General features: G+C 53.1%; 15 protein-coding genes and 1 other annotated feature. Of the genes, 12 read left to right on the top strand and 3 right to left on the bottom strand.

Features of this window, described 5'->3' with window-relative positions; all coding sequences use genetic code 11:
- From CHM34_RS05385 to CHM34_RS05375, 3 genes are read right to left on the bottom strand one after another with little or no spacing between them, the layout of a single operon-like run.
- Positions 1 to 834 (bottom strand): ABC transporter permease, encoded by an 834-nt coding sequence (locus tag CHM34_RS05385; protein ID WP_094263589.1) that lies wholly within the window; start codon positions 832 to 834, stop codon positions 1 to 3.
- Positions 831 to 1,601, bottom strand: a complete 771-nt coding sequence (locus CHM34_RS05380; RefSeq protein ID WP_094263588.1) for an ABC transporter ATP-binding protein — start codon at positions 1,599 to 1,601, stop codon at positions 831 to 833. The genes CHM34_RS05385 and CHM34_RS05380 overlap by 4 nt, the downstream gene beginning before the upstream one ends.
- Before the next feature lie 30 nt (positions 1,602 to 1,631).
- The gene (locus CHM34_RS05375; protein ID WP_094263587.1) at positions 1,632 to 2,648 is read right to left on the bottom strand and encodes an ABC transporter substrate-binding protein; all 1,017 of its coding nucleotides are present in this window, start codon (positions 2,646 to 2,648) and stop codon (positions 1,632 to 1,634) included.
- A 222-nt stretch (positions 2,649 to 2,870) separates the two neighbouring features.
- Here CHM34_RS05375 and hemA point away from each other — a divergent pair, with 222 nt between their 5' ends.
- The 12 genes from hemA (at position 2,871) to CHM34_RS05320 (ending at position 17,962) form a co-directional block, all read left to right on the top strand.
- Complete coding sequence (gene hemA, locus CHM34_RS05370; RefSeq protein ID WP_094263586.1) at positions 2,871 to 4,244, top strand: glutamyl-tRNA reductase; 1,374 nt, start codon at positions 2,871 to 2,873, stop codon at positions 4,242 to 4,244.
- 18 nt (positions 4,245 to 4,262) lie between these two features.
- Positions 4,263 to 5,081: a cytochrome C assembly family protein gene (locus CHM34_RS05365; protein WP_094263585.1), complete on the top strand. Its 819-nt coding sequence runs from the start codon at positions 4,263 to 4,265 to the stop codon at positions 5,079 to 5,081.
- A gap of 144 nt (positions 5,082 to 5,225) precedes the next feature.
- On the top strand, positions 5,226 to 6,155 hold the full coding sequence (gene hemC, locus CHM34_RS05360) for a hydroxymethylbilane synthase (protein WP_094263584.1): 930 nt from the start codon (positions 5,226 to 5,228) through the stop codon (positions 6,153 to 6,155).
- Complete coding sequence (locus CHM34_RS05355) at positions 6,152 to 6,955, top strand: uroporphyrinogen-III synthase (RefSeq protein ID WP_094263583.1); 804 nt, start codon at positions 6,152 to 6,154, stop codon at positions 6,953 to 6,955. The genes hemC and CHM34_RS05355 overlap by 4 nt, the downstream gene beginning before the upstream one ends.
- A 24-nt stretch (positions 6,956 to 6,979) precedes the next feature.
- Positions 6,980 to 7,954 carry a porphobilinogen synthase gene (hemB, locus tag CHM34_RS05350; protein ID WP_094263582.1) on the top strand — a complete coding sequence of 325 codons (975 nt, stop codon included), beginning with the start codon at positions 6,980 to 6,982 and terminating at the stop codon, positions 7,952 to 7,954.
- 429 nt (positions 7,955 to 8,383) lie between these two features.
- Positions 8,384 to 8,716 (top strand): hypothetical protein, encoded by a 333-nt coding sequence (locus CHM34_RS05345; RefSeq protein ID WP_094263581.1) that lies wholly within the window; start codon positions 8,384 to 8,386, stop codon positions 8,714 to 8,716.
- Between the two features lie 41 nt (positions 8,717 to 8,757).
- Positions 8,758 to 10,047: a glutamate-1-semialdehyde 2,1-aminomutase gene (hemL, locus tag CHM34_RS05340; RefSeq protein ID WP_094263580.1), complete on the top strand. Its 1,290-nt coding sequence runs from the start codon at positions 8,758 to 8,760 to the stop codon at positions 10,045 to 10,047.
- 344 nt (positions 10,048 to 10,391) lie between these two features.
- Entirely contained in the window at positions 10,392 to 11,744 is a 1,353-nt protein-coding gene (locus CHM34_RS05335) for a LysM peptidoglycan-binding domain-containing protein (protein WP_094263579.1), read from the top strand.
- A gap of 52 nt (positions 11,745 to 11,796) precedes the next feature.
- On the top strand, positions 11,797 to 12,864 hold the full coding sequence (locus tag CHM34_RS05330) for a YutH/CotS family kinase-like spore coat protein (protein WP_169713603.1): 1,068 nt from the start codon (positions 11,797 to 11,799) through the stop codon (positions 12,862 to 12,864).
- A 453-nt stretch (positions 12,865 to 13,317) separates the two neighbouring features.
- On the top strand, positions 13,318 to 13,479 hold the full coding sequence (locus tag CHM34_RS19240; protein ID WP_169713602.1) for a hypothetical protein: 162 nt from the start codon (positions 13,318 to 13,320) through the stop codon (positions 13,477 to 13,479).
- Between the two features lie 123 nt (positions 13,480 to 13,602).
- Positions 13,603 to 13,823, top strand: a binding site (T-box leader).
- A gap of 41 nt (positions 13,824 to 13,864) precedes the next feature.
- On the top strand, positions 13,865 to 16,534 hold the full coding sequence (locus tag CHM34_RS05325; protein ID WP_094263577.1) for a valine--tRNA ligase: 2,670 nt from the start codon (positions 13,865 to 13,867) through the stop codon (positions 16,532 to 16,534).
- A 108-nt stretch (positions 16,535 to 16,642) separates the two neighbouring features.
- Positions 16,643 to 17,962, top strand: coding sequence for a bifunctional folylpolyglutamate synthase/dihydrofolate synthase (locus CHM34_RS05320; RefSeq protein WP_169713601.1), 1,320 nt, complete (start codon positions 16,643 to 16,645; stop codon positions 17,960 to 17,962).
- The last annotated feature ends 13 nt before the right edge of the window (positions 17,963 to 17,975 follow it).

Below are 17,975 nucleotides of genomic sequence, written 5' to 3'. Positions count from 1 at the left end.
CTACAGGTGACGGTGGTGCAGGAGTCGTCGTTCAAACCAGGAGACAATTTGGTACATAGCCGTGGCACACAGAGCAACGATGACGAGGCTCAGGAGGACAAGGGTGAGATTGAACACTTGGAACCCGTAGATAATCAAATATCCCAGCCCGTTCTTGGAGACGAGAAACTCACCGACAATCACTCCGACCCAGGCCAGGCCCACGTTCACCTTGAGAGCGGCAATCAGATCCGGGATACAGGAAGGGAAAATGATCGAGCAAAACAGTTGTCGCCGAGAAGCTCCCAGGGAACGGGCCAGCTTTAGGTAATCCGGATCGACGCTCTGAAAGCTGGAGTGGATGACTAAGGTGGTAATAATGATCGTAATGGCGACGCCCATAGCCAGAATGGAACCGAATCCGGCTCCGGTCGTCACGATGAACAGGGGACCGAGGGCCACTTTGGGCATGCTGTTCAGGACGACCAGGTAGGGGTCCAGCACCCGGGAGAGGAATGGGGAAGCCCAGATCAGGGTAGCGATCATCGTTCCTCCGGCGGTTCCGAGGATGAACCCGAGCACTGTCTCCAAAACGGTAATTCCGATGTCCCGGTAGAGTTCGCCAGTGGCGCTCATCTGTAAAAACAGCTCCCAGATGCGGCTGGGGCTGCTGAACAGAAAGGGATCGATCCAGCCGGCGTTGGCACTCCATTCCCACCCGAGGAGAAAAAGGAGGAGAATTCCGGTGCGAGTGAGCCCTACCCAGATGTCGGTGATTCGCAACCGGCGTAGATGATCGGCGTGGATTTCCGACTGGGCATTCCGGGTTAACCAACGGTTTATAAGGAATTTCATGGCTTTTCAATCTCCTTCCATATTTCATTGAAAAGGGGTCGGAAGGAGGGAAGTCCCCGGGCGTGAAGCGGTTTAGCTTTCCTCAGTTCCTCGGGTACTTCCAATGAGCGGCGGATGTCTCCGGGTTGGCCGCCCATGATCAGAATTCGGTCAGAGCAGGCCAGGGCCTCCTCCAAATCATGGGTGACCAGCAGGGCGGTCATCCGCCTTTTTTTTAGGACATTGATCAAAAGCTCTTCCAGGTGTAGTTTGTTCTGGTAATCCAGAGCGGAGAAGGGTTCATCCAACAGGAGAATGTCGGGTTGAAGAGCCAGCGTTCGGACCAAGGCGACCCGCTGCCGCATTCCCCCGGATAGTTGGGAAGGGTATTGCTCAGAGGTGTGGGCGAGGCCCAACTCCCGAAGAAGGAACCGGGCGTGGGCGATTGTTTTCCGGTTTTTCAAACCCTGAAACTCCAGGCCGAGAAGAATGTTTTTTTTCACCGTTCGCCAATCCAGGAGGCAGTCCTGTTGCAACATGTATCCGATCCCCCGGGGCGGACGGGTCACCCGTTCTCCCCACAGACGAATCTCCCCGGAGGTAGCGGGGATGAGACCCGCGATCAGGGATAAGACAGTACTTTTCCCGCATCCGCTGGAACCGACAAGGCTGACAAACTCACCGGATTGGACCCGGAAAGAAACCGGGTTCAGGGCCTCCACCTGATCCCGTTTGCTCAGATAGGTCTTTGACACCCGGTCTACTTCGATGGCAAAAGTGGTTTGCATGGTTCACCCCTCCCTTCCGGGTGTCCGGAATTATTCGGACTCCGCCATCACTTGCTCCGCCAATTCCGTACGGATCACCTTTTCGTAGGTAACCTTCTCAGGGAGCTCGCCGGCTTGATCCATGACTTTCAGCAGGGTGTTGTACTCTCCGGGGTTGATGATGGGATTTGTCGCCCAGGATTTTTGGGATTGATACCGTTCCAGCACCTTGACGATGATTTCCCGGTCCGTGTCGGGAAAAGAAGGCTGAACAGAATCGGCGATTTCTTCCGGAGAGTGGGATGCTACCCATTGTTGAGCTTTGTGCAGGGCGCGAATATAGCGCTTGATCCGATCGGGGTTTTTCTGCAAATAGCTTTCTTTGGTAAGGTATACGGTATAGGGAAGCTTTCCGCTTTCCTTTCCGAAGGAAGCGACGACCGTTCCTTTGCCTTGCTGTTCGATTTTGGAAGCGACGGGCTCGAAGAGTTGGGCATAATCGCCGGTTCCGGAGAGAAAGGCGGACCCCAGGTTTTTATAGTCAACGTTTTGGATAATGCTTACATCCTTATGGGGTTCCAGACCGTTTTGGCGTTGAACGTATTCACTTACCATCTCCGGCATTCCACCCTTGCGCTGTCCGAGAAGTTTCTTACCCTTCAGATCTTTCCACTGGAAATCCTTCACCGGTTGACGAGAGACAAGGAAGGAACCGTCGGTCTGAGTCAACTGGGCAAAACCGACGACAGGATCCTGAGCTCCTCGGGAGGTGACGTAGACGGCAGCTTCTGTGCCCACCAATACCATATCGGCATCTCCGGACAGAAGGGCGGCCATGGTTTTATCCCCGCCGAATCCGTTGTTCAAGTCGATACGGAGCCCCTCTTCTTTGAAAAAACCCTCATGGATGGCTACGTATTGGGGGGCGTAGAAGAGGGAACGCGTCACTTCGACGACGTGAATGGTTTTTGTTTCTTTTTTACCGGTCGGATCGGAACCGCAAGCTGCCGCAGTGAAGGCGAAGCCGAGGATGAGTAAGAGGAGAAAGCCCCTGCGGACCACTTTCATCGGTCCATCTCCCTTCTTTTTCAAAAATGGGCTGATGTATCGTATGCGGGGCTTCAAAATCTGTTCACAACCCTTTTTTCATGAGAGAATACCCTGTGCTATAATGGGAAAAGAATACATGAGATCCGATAGGATTAGAAAAAGCGTGCTCGAATCGAAAAAAGCAGTTGGAATGTCCGGACCTATTTCTGATGGGTACCGGTAGATTCGGAGTGAGGGTCTATGCATATTGTTTTAACAGGATTCAACCATAAAACGGCGCCGGTGGAACTGAGAGAGCGGATGACTTTCTCCACCGACGGTTTGGATCGATCCCTCCGCCGATTGCGTCAAATGAAGAGCATCCTGGAATGTGTGATCGTCAGCACCTGCAACCGGACGGAGTTGTACGCGGTTACGGATCAACTCCATACCGGCCAATATTATTCCAAAGCTTTTTTGGAAAACGAGTTCGGGATTCCGAAAGAGGAGTTTACTGACCATCTTTATCACAAATGGAATGAAGAGGCGGTTCATCATCTCTTTTCCGTCGTGTGTGGTCTGGACTCGATGGTCTTGGGCGAGACTCAGATTCTGGGGCAGGTGAAACAAGCCTTTACGGCGGCTCAGAAAGCAGAAACGACCGGAACCCTTTTCAACCACCTGTTTAAACAGGCAGTTACCTTGGGTAAGCGTGTGCAGTCGGAGACGGCGATCGGACAAAACGCTGTTTCCGTGAGCTACGCGGCCGTCGAATTGGGGAAAAAAATGTTCAGCACTTTTGCCGACAAGACAATCCTTCTTTTAGGTGCTGGTGAAACCGGCGAGTTGACGGCGAAGCACCTTTACGAGTCCGGTGTCGATCGCGTGATCGTCATCAACCGAACCTGGGAAAAAGCCCGGGAGGTGGCGGACCGGTTCGAGGGAGAAGCCCGACCCTTTTCCCGATTGGCCGAATCGATCGGGGAAGCGGATATCGTGGTCAGCTCCACCGGTTCGCAGACAGCGGTCATCGGTAAGGAGATCGTGGAAGAAGCGGTGAAAAAGCGGACATATCCTCTGTTTATGATCGATATCGCCGTTCCGCGGGACATCGATCCACAGATCCACGGGATGGATAATATCTACCTCTTTGATATCGACGATCTGAACGGGATTGTCGAGGCCAATATCGATTTGCGGCGTCAGGAAGCCGAAAAGGCGGAGGCCATGATCGGGGAGGAAACTGATATCTTCCAGGAATGGCTGCAAACGCTCGGTGTGGTTCCTTTGATTACGGCACTGAGGGAAAAGGCGATCGGAATTCAGGAAGAAACGATGAAGAGCATCGAACGAAAACTTCCCGACTTGACGGAACGGGAGCGGCGGGTTCTCAACAAGCACACCAAGAGTATCGTCAACCAACTACTCCGCGACCCTCTGGTTCGGGTCAAAGAGATGGCCGCTACCTCGGATCGGGATAAAGCGTTGGAGATGTTCGTGCAAATCTTTGCTCTCGAGGAGCAGTTAAAGAAGAGGGAAGCGGAGGAACAAAAAAAACACGAGGCTGTGAAAGAGACTCTCCAAGTGGGTCTGAACTCTCCGGCCTTCGCCGGCGAGGTTTCCATCCGTTCGTAAACGAAGGGGGAGGCCGATGTGTTCGCCGAGCATTGGTTCTTTGACTTCATCATTTATGTATATGCCATCAGTTTGTTGTGCGCCTTTTCCGATTTACTGCAGGCCAACGGGCGTGCTCGTCGGTTGGCACTCACCCTTCTGGTGGCTGTTTGGTTGTTTCAGACGGGTTACTTGATCTGGAGGGCCTACGACTTGTTTCCAGTGTTGACGGGGGTTGACTCCCTGTTGTTTTATTCCTGGGCCTTGGTCACCTTCACTCTGGTGATCAACTGGTTTTATCGCATGGATTTTGTGGTTTTCGCCGCGAACCTGGTGGGCTTTACCGTTTTGGCGGTTCATTTTTTCGTCCTTCCGGATGCGGAAAACGCCCGTATGGCGGAACCCCTTCTTTCGGAACTGGTATTTATCCATGTGACCATGGCTTTTCTGGCTTATGCCCTTTTTTCTCTGTCCGCGGTTTTCGCCGTCCTTTACTTGGTGGGCAACCATCTTTTGAAGCGGAAAAAATGGAATCAAACACTGCGTCGACTACCCAGCCTGGGACGGTTGCAGCAATTTTCCTATCGGCTGAATATGTCCGGGGTACCGCTTTTGATCCTGGCGTTGATCCTGGGCCTGATCTGGGCCTATCAAAAAGTGGGCGGAGGTTTTTGGTATGATCCGAAGATCTTCGGGTCACTGTTGGTGTTGCTCGCCTATTCCATCTACTTGTATCAACGTGTGGTTAAGGGGTGGAACGGGCGGCGTTTGGCCTGGTGGAGCCTCCTCTCTTTCAGTACGGTGCTACTCAATTATTTGATTTCCAATGCGGGGCTGTCTTTCCACCATTGGCTGTAACGCGGTCAGGATCCGGCAGTTGCATTTTTGATTCGTCCGTTCATCGTTGAATGCGGACGGCTTTTTTATAGCAGGGAGTAGGGTCGGCTTCCCGTGGGATTTTAGAAAGGGAGTCGAACCTTTGGACACGGAGGAGGACTTTTGATGCGCACGGTGATCATTGGAACGAGACGGAGCGATTTGGCGGTGACACAGACGGAGTGGGTGATGGAATCCCTCCAGGAACACATCCCCGCTTCTTGGGAGATGCAACAGGAAAAAATCGTGACTCGAGGGGATCAGATTTTAAATGTCACTCTGTCCAAAGTGGGAGGAAAAGGTCTGTTTGTCAAGGAGATCGAACAGGCGCTTCTGGACGGGCGGATCGATTTGGCAGTTCACAGTATGAAGGATTTACCCGGGGAAATGCCGGAAGGCTTAACGATGGGAGCGGTCACCCTCCGGGAAGATCCGAGGGATTGCCTGATCTCCCGTACCGGCGCTACGCTAAATGAGTTGCCGGAGAACGCGTGGATCGGAACCAGCAGCCTGCGCCGTCAGGCTCAGATTTTGGCTTATCGGCCGGATCTGCGGGTGAAGCCGGTTCGAGGCAATCTCAACACAAGGTTTAAAAAACTGATGGAAGGGCAATTCGATGCGATTGTATTGGCTGCTTCCGGCATCGCCCGAATGGGGTGGCAGGATCGGGTAACCGAGATCATATCCGATCGTGTGATGCTCCCTGCAGTCGGACAAGGGGCATTGGCGGTTCAATGCCGGGCGGATGATGATGAGATGTTAGAAGTTCTGCAAGGAATGAACCATCGGGAAACGGAGATGGCCGTACAAGCGGAGCGCACCTTTCTTCATGCATTTGAAGGCGGATGCCATTTGCCCATCGCCGGTTATGCCACGGTAAAAGGGGATCGGATCCAGTTGCGCGGTCTGGTGGCGGATCCCGGCGGTCAGCCGGTTTTATCCGGGAGCAGCGAAGGGGCTGAAGGAGTCCGGCTGGGCCGTCTTCTCTCCAACGATCTGATGGATCAGGGAGCTCGGGAATTGCTGGACTCTGTCCGGGAAGGGATTCAGTCATGAGTGCCGGCAAGGAAAATCGGGGGCCTCTCTCTGGTCGGAAGGTGCTGATCACCCGTGCGAAAAACCAGAGTGAAAGCATGGCCCGGAAGATCCGAAATCTCGGGGGAGGAGTAGTGGAGTTTCCCGCAATTCGGATCGCTCCCCCCAAAAAACAGAAGGTTCTGGATCAAGCACTTTACCGTTTGGACACTTATGATTGGCTGATTTTTACCAGTACGAATGGGGTCCACTTCTTTTTTCAGCGTTTGCGGGAGTTGGATTTGGATATCCGTCGGATGGTCGGGGCGCGGATTGCCGCCATCGGACCGAAAACAGCCGAAACCCTTGAAAAAAAAGGAATTCAAGTGGATGTGCTACCCGGAGAATATCGGGCGGAGGCGTTGGCGAAGGCGCTTCATTCCCGTATTCGCCCGGGAGAGCGGATACTCCTCCCTCGGGCCAATATCGCTCGAAAATGGTTGGCGCTGGAATTGGAACGAAGCGGCTGTCACGTCACCGACGCTGATGCCTACGATACATTGCCCAATACCCGGGAAGCGGGAACGCTCGTTGAGATGTTGCGACAAGGTTGTTTGGACATACTCACCTTCACTAGTTCGTCGACGGTTCGCAACTTCGTGGAAGCGATTCGCTCTGTGGAACCGGAGGGGCAACACCTGTTGCGACAGGCGCAAATCGCCTGCATTGGTCCGGTAACCGCCGATACGGCCCGGGAGTTGGGGCTTCGCGTGGATGTGACGGCGGACTGTTATACCATCGACGGCCTGATAGAGGCTGTCTTGCGCTTGCCCCAAATTTGAAAACCCATCGAGGAGGGATCGACCATGCGTTCCTTTGACAGGCATCGTCGCCTTCGTTCCGGAGAGGCGATTCGCCGCATGGTTAGGGAACATCAATTGTCCCCGGATGACTTCATTTATCCTTTATTTGTGGTAGAGGGAACCGGGATTCGGCGCGAGGTTCCTTCGATGCCCGGAGTTTTTCACTACTCGCTGGACCAGATCGATGACGAGTTGGATGAGGTGGTGGAACTGGGCATTCCTTCGGTGATTCTCTTCGGCGTCCCGGAGAGCAAGGATGCCTGTGGAACATCTGCTTATGCCGATGACGGGATTGTCCAGCAGGCGATCCGATATGTGAAGGAAAGGCACCCATCTCTCTATGTCATGGCGGATACCTGCCTTTGTCAATATACGGACCACGGCCATTGTGGAGTGGCGGAGGACGGGGAGATCGTCAACGACGAATCCCTGCGGATTCTTACCAAGACTGCCGTATCCCAGGCGCAGGCCGGGGCGGATATGATCGCACCTTCCAATATGATGGACGGTTTTGTCACTGCGATCCGGGAAGGTCTGGATGAAGCGGGCTTCGTCCAGACGCCGATCCTGTCTTATGCTGTCAAGTACGCTTCCGCTTTCTACGGTCCCTTCCGCGACGCGGCTCATTCCACTCCTCAATTCGGCGACAGGCGCACTTACCAGATGGACCCGGCCAATGCCAGAGAAGCTCTTCGGGAAGCTGAATCGGACATTGCTGAAGGAGCCGATATGCTGATGGTGAAGCCGGGGATGGCCTATATGGATATCATCCGCCGTTTAAAAGAGCGTTTTGATATACCGGTTTGCGCCTACAATGTGAGCGGGGAGTATTCCATGATAAAGGCCGCCGCTCAGCAAGGCTGGATCGACGAACAGGCGGTGGTGCTGGAAATGTTGACCGGCCTGAAGCGAGCGGGAGCGGAATTGATCCTCACTTACCATGCCAAAGAGGCTGCCCGCTGGTTGAGGGAAGGTTAAGAAACTGCCTGTCGGGTTGATGGGCCCTTCCTGCCGGAGGAGTCCGAGAAGCGATGACCGTATGAAGGAAGGGACACTCGTTCGGTGTCCCTTCCTTCATGGCCAGAACTGTCGATTAACCAAACAATGAGGTGTAAGTAGGGGGCATCGTGTTCTGCCATAGCGAGACCGGGAGCGAAGCCGACCCTAGGCGCGACTTGTGCCCTTTGGATACAACCGGAGCGTAGTAGAACACGATCTCCCTCTAAAACGTGGTTCATCAACACGCCTGCTCTGTGGTATTTTCAACAGACTCTTGTGGGAATGGCTTCCCTCCCTTACCATGGAATCGTGGGAAGGGCATAGAGCGGCCCGTTGCCGGATGGAGTTGCGGGCTGGCGTTACAACAGAGGTGTAAAATGAACTGAAAGTTGGAAGGGGAGGAAAAACGTGCCCGAGTCATACCCGCTTCACCGGGTCCGAGCGGACACCCAAACCAAACGGGTGGATGTGCTGTTTGAGGAAGCGTTTCTCATTTTGGATGCACCGGGTCCTTATAATCTGAAAAGCTGGTCGGTAAAAATTCAAGGACTGGATATCGACAGCGCCAATTTTTTGGATAGCTGTTTCTATTATGGAGAAAAACGGGTTTCTTTGTATATGGAGACCCCCGGTGGAAAATCGTTGGAAGGGGAGGCTTTTATCAGCGCTGTTGCTGTCGGTCCTCACTCTCACGTTACCATCGAGGGAATCAATGCTCTAAACGGTTATGAGGCCTTGTAAATCCGTACGGGAGAGATCCAAACGATAAGGAGTGATCTTTTGTGGAACGCAGCTATGAACGGTCGGCATCGTATTTTGAAGAAGCGCAGAAGGTGATTCCGGGCGGGGTGAACAGCCCGGTCCGCGCCTTTAAGAGTGTGGACATGTCGCCTGTATACATTGAGCGGGGGGAAGGTTCCAGAGTATATGATGCAGACGGGAACGAATATATTGACTACATCTGCTCCTGGGGGCCCCTCATTCTAGGGCATGCTCATCCCGACGTGGTTCAAGAGGTACAATCCACCGCGGAGCGAGGGACCAGTTTTGGTGCGCCGACTACGATTGAGACGGATCTGGCCCGTTTGGTGACAGAGGCGATTCCGGCCATGGACAGCGTTCGGATGGTCAATTCCGGTACAGAGGCGACGATGAGCGCACTTCGCCTGGCCCGAGCCTATACCAAACGCAACAAAATCCTGAAGTTTGAAGGTTGCTACCATGGTCACTCCGACAGCCTGTTGATCAAAGCGGGGTCCGGTGTGGCCACTCTCGGACTTCCCGATAGTCCCGGCGTGCCGGAGAACACGGGTCAACATACTTTGACCGTCCCCTACAACGATATGGACAGTGCCCGGCTTGCCTTTCAAAAGTTCGGCCACGATATCGCGGCGGTGATCGTGGAACCCGTCGCCGGAAACATGGGGGTCGTTCCGCCGGAAGCCGGTTTTCTGGAAGGTTTGCGCCAGTTGACTTCCGATTACGGGTCCCTGTTGATTTTTGATGAAGTGATGACCGGATTCCGTGTGGATTATCATTGTGCCCAAGGTTTGTACGACGTCTCTCCTGACCTGACGACGCTGGGTAAAGTCATCGGAGGCGGGTTGCCGGTAGGGGCCTATGGTGGACGGCAAGAGATCATGGATCTGGTGGCTCCTGTCGGGCCTGTGTATCAAGCGGGTACACTGTCCGGCAATCCGCTGGCGATGGCTGCCGGTTACGCGACCCTCCGGGAGATGAAAAAGCCCGGATCTTACGAGCAATTGGAACAGCGGGCGGTCCGCCTGGAAGAGGGGTTGCGGCAAAATGCCGACGAAGTCGGAATTCCTTCCCACATCAACCGTGTCGGTTCGATGGTCTGTCTCTTCTTTACCGGAGAAAAAGTGGTCAGCTACGAGCAAGCCAAAAAATCGGATACCGAACGGTTTGCCCGTTATTTCAAAGAGATGATGAACCAGGGTATTTCCCTTCCCCCGTCTCAGTTTGAGGGAATGTTTGTATCCAAAGCCCATACACCCGAGGATATCGAACGGACGATCGAAGCCAGCCGGACCGCTTTGCGCAAACTGTGATCCTGAGTGACCGCCGATTCCCGATAAGGTCGGGAATCGGCTTTTTTTACATGCCAGGGGGCGGACGGGGCCTTGACGGACAGGGGTTATATCCGTCCATTCCCCGCATATATTTACAGTACCAGACTGTTGACCCTATGTTGACACGGGGAGCTCCCCCTTGTCAGTCATCGCGTACAGCTGTAAACCCAAAACTTTCGCTGTTTCGGCGGCATCCGTACCCGGAAAACACGAAATTCCGGCATTTTGCAGAGGTGCGAAGTTTTCTTCTTCTGGTGGATCGTCCGTTCAGCGGGAGAGATTTTCGGGTTCTTTCGCTAATCTTGTTTTGAGGGGGGATTGTTTTGACGGAGAGCAACTACAACCAACTTCGGTTCGACATCTTGGAAAAGGTCCGGCTCCATCCCCAACAATCGGGGATCGGCACCCTCCTGGAATTGGATCTATATCCGGATGTGGAAATCGAAGATCAGAAAACACACTTGAAAATCCAGGGTTATCTGAGGTTGAACGGAACCTATCTTGCTGAAGAAGATTCCGATTTCAAGTCTGCGGAGAAAAAAGAGGAGACAGGGAAAGGAGGGTTTCAACCGGAGGAGAAACAGGAAGAAATCGCTTATGTGATCCCCGTGGAGATCACACTACCGGCGGATCGGGCGGATATGGAGCACATCGCTTCAGAGATCGAATCCTTCGATTATAAAGTGTTGTCACCCTTTGAACTACAGATTGAAGCGGTTTTAACCATTGATGGTTTACTGCAGGAGAAGCAACCAGAAGAGTCGGACCCGTCCTACGAAGTGATTGATCGAAGAAAGTCCCCGACCTTCAGTGTACCCGAAGTGAGCCAAAGAGAGGAAGAAAAACAAGCAGAGGAAGGTTCCGCTGAAGGCATTCTTGAACCGGAAGAAAACGAATACGAATATATTCATGTGGCCCGTTATGACCCGGAAAATGATGACAACGAGGAAGGACTTGCAGATACGCAAGAATATCCGATTAACGAACCGGAAGAGGAGGAGGAAGAACTTTCGGAAGAGACGCAAGCGGTGAAAGAGACAGAGAAAAGAGTGGAAGAGCAGGCGAAAAAGGAGCCCATTGCTGATGAAGGTGCCTCACCCCGTGAGGAGGATACAGAGGAAGACAACGATGAAGATGGTGCAGAGGAAGATCACGATCGGGCGGAAGAACCAAAGGTCCCTTCTCCTTCGGACACAGTGAAGCTGGGCCTTCATCCCCGGATCGGTCGAGACCGGGAAAACCTGAACTTATCCGATCAATTTCTCCGTCCACCCGACTCCAACGAGTTTGGTTCTCAGGACTTCGGTGAAGATGAGAAAAGAGAGTTCGGGGCCGAGGACTTGAAACCAGAGGAAACCGCCGGTGACCGTGATGATGACAAAGAGGAGTCGGCACCGAGCGGAAGTGAGCAAGATATGGAAGAGGCGAAAGAAACTGAAGAAGAGGAGCAAGAGTCGGGTTCGGGAACAGGTCTGGAATGGGCCCGATGGATGTTAAAAGATGATAAAGATGAATTCGTCAAAATGAGAATGGTGATTGTCCACAAGGAAGATTCCCTCGACACCATCGCCGATCGTTACAATGTGGCCGCCAGTAAAATCATGCAGATGAACCGGTTGGAATCCGCCGCCCTGGAGGAGGGGCAAATCGTCTATCTCCCTGCGGCCAATGAATAATGCCCCGAAAGAAGGGAGAGTAGCCGGGGAATTGAGAAAGGGGAGAAGCCCGTTGAAACTGGACCCGAACCGAGATGGTCCCGTCCTGGCCCAGGTATTTGAACAGTACGGCTGGTCTCCTCGTCAAGTTCGCTATGTCCGCGGTGCGTTGCGCGTCGTTGACCGTAACCAAGTCTACGCTTTGAAAAAATCAGTCGCTTCCCCCGAGAAACTCGCTTTTTTGGAACAGGTGACCCGTCGGTTGTTGGATGCAGGATATGAACACTTGCTTCCCTGGGTAAAGACCCAATCCGGAAAAGCTTATGTCCAACAGGGGGATGGAGTGTGGTATGCGCTTCCCTGGTATGGAAAAGCCGGTTGGAATGGGAAGGTGGCGATCGACGAACTGATCCGCCAGTTGGCCCGCCTTCATCGTCTCTGTCACACCGCAACGGAGGATAGTTCGGAATTTCGCCGACAGGTGGACACAACGTTGATTGACCGATGGAAAGAGCACCAGAAGGACGTGTTTCAATACCGGGAGGTCGCTTTGAATCGGGAATTCCCGTCCCCTTTCGATCGGGCCTTGAAGGGCCATGTGTCTTTTATTGATAAGGCTTTCTCATTCGCGATTCAGGGGATGGACAAATTTGTAAATCGAGAGCAGGGGCGCCCTCCCCGTTACACACTGGTACACGGACGCTTGGATCCCCGGAATCTCTTGGTTGGTGAGGACGGCTGGAAATGGATCGACTTTGATCACGCTGTTCTGGACAGTCCGGTTCTGGACATCGCTTCGTTTATGCGCCGGTTTCTTTCATTGGAAGAAGAGGAAGTGGTTGATCCGGCCGCTTTATTAAAAGAGTATGAATCGGAGTGGCCTCTGACGGGGAAAGAAAAAAGATTATTGGCCCTTTATCTGGCTTATCCGGAACGTCCTTTCCACCTTATCCGCCGATACTATGAAGGTCATCAGGGGGAAGAAGCGGCTTTTCTGCGTCGGTTGGAAGAGGAGATGGATCGTCTTCATCTGTTTCAGGATTGGGTATTGCGTCTGTGGCAAAAAAAGTTGCCGCCCGACAAAAATGGAAAGTCTCTGGAGCCTGCCGGCGTCCGTGGTGTCGATTCCGCATCGAGGTAAAGAGCGGGAAACAAAAGCACCGATATCGGCGGCGATCGATTGATTCTCCTGAAAAATGATTCATCAGGGACAAATGCCCTTTGTCACCATTCTGCACCGGTATCACCGGTGTTTTTTTATTTACGGACATGGTGCTGTTGTAACCAATTTTTCAGGCCCTTCAACGACAGAAAAAGGGTGGAGGACAGAAAAAGAGCTTGAAACAGGTCCATCGCTTTCACCTTCTTCGATACGTTCTACCGGTTGTTGATTTTTCCCTTAACCAAATGATATGCACGGGGGAAAAATACGATCCTTTGCCGGAAGTTTGTTTTTCCCCTGTGAGAGGAACCTTTGTCCGGTTCTTTTGACGGGTTATTGCGAAGAGCGGAGGAGGAAAACGAAAAAAGGTGGACAAGCTGAAGGGAAAAGAGCAAAATAGTACAAGAGACTGCAGGATAAGGGGGGCTTCGCGTGAGCGTCGTCAAATCGACGATGAGGAGTATGTACCGCGGCTTATTGATCATCCTCATTCTCAGCGTGATGCTGTTGTGTACCGTGTTGTTATTGGCCTTTTTGGCAAATCCGCAACTGATGTGGGAAAGTGTTCAACAAGCCTTTGGAATGGTACGGTAATTTTTTTCTTTTCATCGGCGGGGGAACGAAAAAGAGGTTCCTCCGCTTTTTAGTGATTGGACAGGTGCCGGTTTGACTCGGCAGCTTTGGCGTTATAAAATAAAACAACAATGGATATGTTCGAAAAAAGCGATGAAGGGGAAAGTAGGCGGCGTCAGCCTTTAAAGAGAGGAAGCCCTTGGCTGGAAGGCTTCCAGGTGAAACCGTTCGAACGTCACCCCGGAGCTGTCCGCCTGAAAGGGTGAGTAGGGCGGTCCGGTCCCACACGTTAACGGGAATGAGAGCATCGAATGTTATTCCGATGAATAAAAGGTGGTACCGCGGAACTCCTGTCCGTCCTTTGAGACGAGGGAGTTTTTTTTATTCTTTTTAAAGGAGGGCGCAAATGGTTGAACAAGGGAGATCGACCATGCCGAAGGCGTATGATCCGAAACAGGCAGAACAAAAATGGTATGAATTTTGGTTTAAAGGTGGATTTTTCCAGGCTGGCAAAGAGGGAAGCGAGGAGAAAGAGCCTTTTTCGATTGTGATTCCACCGCCTAATGTGACGGGAAATTTGCACATCGGCCACGCTTTGAATATGACATTGCAGGATATCCTGATCCGTTGGAAGCGGATGGAGGGCTATGACACCCTGTGGATGTCGGGGATGGATCACGCTGGAATCGCCACCCAGTCCAAAGTGGAGGCCCGACTCAGAGAGGAGGGAATCAGTCGCCACGATCTGGGGCGGGAAAAGTTTCTGGAAAAGGTGTGGGAGTGGAAAGAGCACTATGCCCAGATTATTCGCGAACAATGGTACAAAATGGGGCTTTCGCTGGACTACTCCCGGGAGCGGTTTACGATGGACGAAGGCTTATCCCGGGCCGTGCGAAAAGTGTTCGTCACCCTTTATGAAAAAGGGCTGATTTATCGCGGACAGTATATTATCAACTGGGATCCAGCGGCCCGTACGGCTCTTTCGGATATTGAAGTGATCCACAAGGAAGTGCAGGGACACCTTTATCACATGAATTATCCTTTGAAGGACGGTTCGGGTTTCATCCGTGTAGCCACTACCCGACCGGAAACCATGTTGGGGGACACCGGTGTCGCTGTTCATCCCGATGACGATCGGTACAAGGGATTGGTGGGTCAATCCGTTGTTCTACCCGTTGTTGGTCGGGAGATTCCCATCGTTGCCGATGAGCACGTGGATCCCGAATTTGGAAGCGGTGCCGTCAAAATCACACCGGCTCACGATCCCAATGATTTTGAAATCGGAGGCCGTCATGACTTGCCTCAGGTACTGGTGATGGATGAGACGGGAACGATGAACGAGAATGCCGGCCCTTACCGGGGGTTGGACCGTTTTGAATGCCGTGAGAAGATCGTTAAGGACCTCCAAGATGCCGGTGTGTTGACGGAGATTGAAGAGCACGTTCATTCCGTCGGTCACAGCGAGCGCTCCGGGGCGGTGGTGGAACCTTACCTTTCCACTCAGTGGTTTGTCGCGATGAAGCCCCTGGCGAAACAGGCGATCCGCGATACCAAATCCGGCGAAGGGGTTCGGTTTGTTCCCGAGCGGTTCGAAAAAATCTATCTGCATTGGATTGAAAATGTGCGGGATTGGTGTATTTCCCGACAGTTATGGTGGGGTCATCGAATTCCGGCGTGGTATTGTGCCGATTGCGGCGAGACCATTGTTCGGATAGAGGATCCTGAATCTTGTCCCCGTTGCGGCGGCGGGAAGCTGAAGCAGGATGAAGATGTGCTGGATACCTGGTTCAGCTCGGGTCTGTGGCCCTTTTCTACCCTGGGTTGGCCTCAGAAAACGAACGATCTGGATCGATACTATCCGACGGACGTATTGGTGACCGGATATGATATCATTTACTTCTGGGTGGCCCGGATGATTTTCACCGCTCTGGAGTTTACCGGCGAAAAGCCCTTCCGGGATGTATTGATCACCGGTCTGGTCCGTGACGCCGAGGGGCGGAAGATGTCGAAATCCCTGGGCAACGGGGTCGATCCGATGGAAGTGATTGATCAGTACGGTGCCGATGCGATGCGGTTTATGCTGTCCACCGGATACACTCCGGGCAACGATCAGCGTTTTCGCTGGGAGCGTGTGGAAGCCGCCCGCCATTTCGCAAATAAAATCTGGAATGCCTCCCGGTTCGCTTTGATGCATTTGGAGGAGACCGGGGCGGAAACTCTCTCTTTGGAAGCGCCTTTGTCAACAGCGGATCGTTGGATTTTACACCGGCTGAACGAAACCGTGGAGACGGTTACCGAAAGCCTGAATCGCTACGACTTTGGCGAAGCGGGACAGGCGTTGTATCGCTTTATCTGGGATGAATTGTGCGACTGGTATATTGAATTTGCCAAACGGCCCTTGTACGGAGAAGACGAAGAAGCCAAGCGAGTGACCCGTTCCGTTCTGGTTTACGTTCTGGATCAGTCTCTCCGTTTGCTGCATCCGTTCATGCCCTATATCACGGAAGAGATTTGGCAGCACCTGCCCGTCGACGGGGAGAGTATCACGGTGTCGCAATGGCCGCAGAAGAATCCCGCTTTTGAAGCGACACAAGCGGTTCAGGAGATGCGGGTCCTGATCGAGACGATCCGTGCCGTCCGCAATATACGGGCGGAGATGGAAATTTCCCCGAAAAAACAGGTGGAGCTGATCATCCGTGCCGACGGGAGCGTTTTATCCGCCTATCGAAACAATGAGTCGGCGATTCGGCGGCTTTGCGGAGCGGACCGCTTTCAAGCGGGAAGTGATTTGGCGCGGCCGGATAAGGCCACAACCGCTGTTGTCACAGGCGCAGAGATTTTCATTCCCCTGGAAGGTTTAATCGATATCGGCCAAACGATCACCCGTTTACAAGACGAATTGAAAAAGTTGGACAAGGAAGTGGAACGGGTTGAGAAAAAACTGGCCAACCGGGGTTTCGTTTCTAAAGCACCCGCTCATATTGTGGAGGAGGAGAAACAAAAGGGAGCAGAGTACCGGCAAAAACGGGACAAAGTGAAAAACCGGCTGAAAGAGTTGCAAGGGCAGGATCGTTGATGATCCAGATTCACCTTCTTCAAGAACAAGGATGAGGATCACCGGGCGGATGGTCGCCCGGCTCTCTTTGCGAAGAAAAAACGGATGGGTCCAAAGGGGGCGAGACAGATGACGGAGGAAATCGATTTTACCTCGTCGGAGGACGTGTTTCAGTGGATGGAACAAGGATGTGAGACGGGGATCCGGCCCGGTCTGGAGCGTATGGAAGAGGTGCTGGAACGGATGGGTCGTCCCGAGAGGCGACTGAAATATATTCATATTGCCGGAACCAATGGGAAAGGTTCGACAGCGGCAATGATCGCTTCCGTGTTGAACGAGGCCGGCTATCCCACCGGCATGTTCACATCCCCTTATATCAACCATTGGAGCGAACGCATTTCAATGGATGGCGAACCGATCGGAGAAGAGGCGTTTAATCACTGGGCGGGACAAGTGGCTGCCGTTGTCGAGAAGCTGGCGGAAGAGGGAATGGAACGGCCGACACCTTTTGAATTCTGGACCCTGGTGGCGATCAATTATTTTGCCCGGGAAGCCCTGCCGTGGTTTGTCGTGTGGGAAACGGGCCTGGGCGGCCGCCTGGATTCCACCAATGTGGTTTACCCCCTGGTTTCTGTCATTACCAGTATCGGACACGACCATATGAACCTGTTGGGTGAAAGTCTGTCCGAGATCGCCGCCGAAAAGGCGGGTATTATCAAACCGGGCGTTCCGGTGCTAACCACTTGCCGGGAGGAAGCGGCGGCGCAAGTGTTAAAGGAGAAAGCAGAAGAGAACAACAGCCGTTTCTACCGGATCGACCGGGATTTTTACGGACAGGAACTTCCCGGAGAGAAGGAAGGGGCGTATTTCCGGTTCAGCGGTCCTTTTCGGGATATCGAACCGGTGACGATTCCGCTGGCGGGATCTCATCAGGTGACGAACGGAACCGCCGCGTTAATGACACTGGAAGTGCTCAGACAATATTATGCGACGGTGTTGGATGATGAGGATATCCTGCGGGGAATGGAACGGACTGAGTGGCCGGGCCGCTTGGAGAGAGTGTCGAAGCAGCCGCAGATTTTGCTGGACGGTGCCCATAATCCTGAAGCGGCCTGTGCGCTGGCCCGCGCCCTTTCTTCCTATACATACGACTCCTTGCATCTGTTGATCGGCGTTTTGGAAGATAAGGATGTCCAAGGGATTCTCTCTCCGCTGCTGCCGCTGGCGGACCGGGTAGTGGCGACTCAGCCGGAGCATCCCCGGGCGATGCCCGCTGAAAAATTGGGGGAGCAGGTTCGTTTTTTTCAACCGGAAGCCAAAGTAGAGGCGTATGGTTCCTCTCGCGAGGGATTGGAGGCGCTGACACGCTGGGCGGGTGAAAACGACCTGATCCTGGTGACGGGTACGCTGTTTCTGGTTTCGGAACTTCGTCAAAGCCTATGTACGTAGAATAGAAACGAAG

This window comes from Paludifilum halophilum (assembly GCF_002245355.1).
GTDB lineage: Bacteria > Bacillota > Bacilli > Thermoactinomycetales > DSM-45169 > Paludifilum > Paludifilum halophilum.
This window is presented reverse-complemented; position numbering and strand designations above follow the sequence as displayed.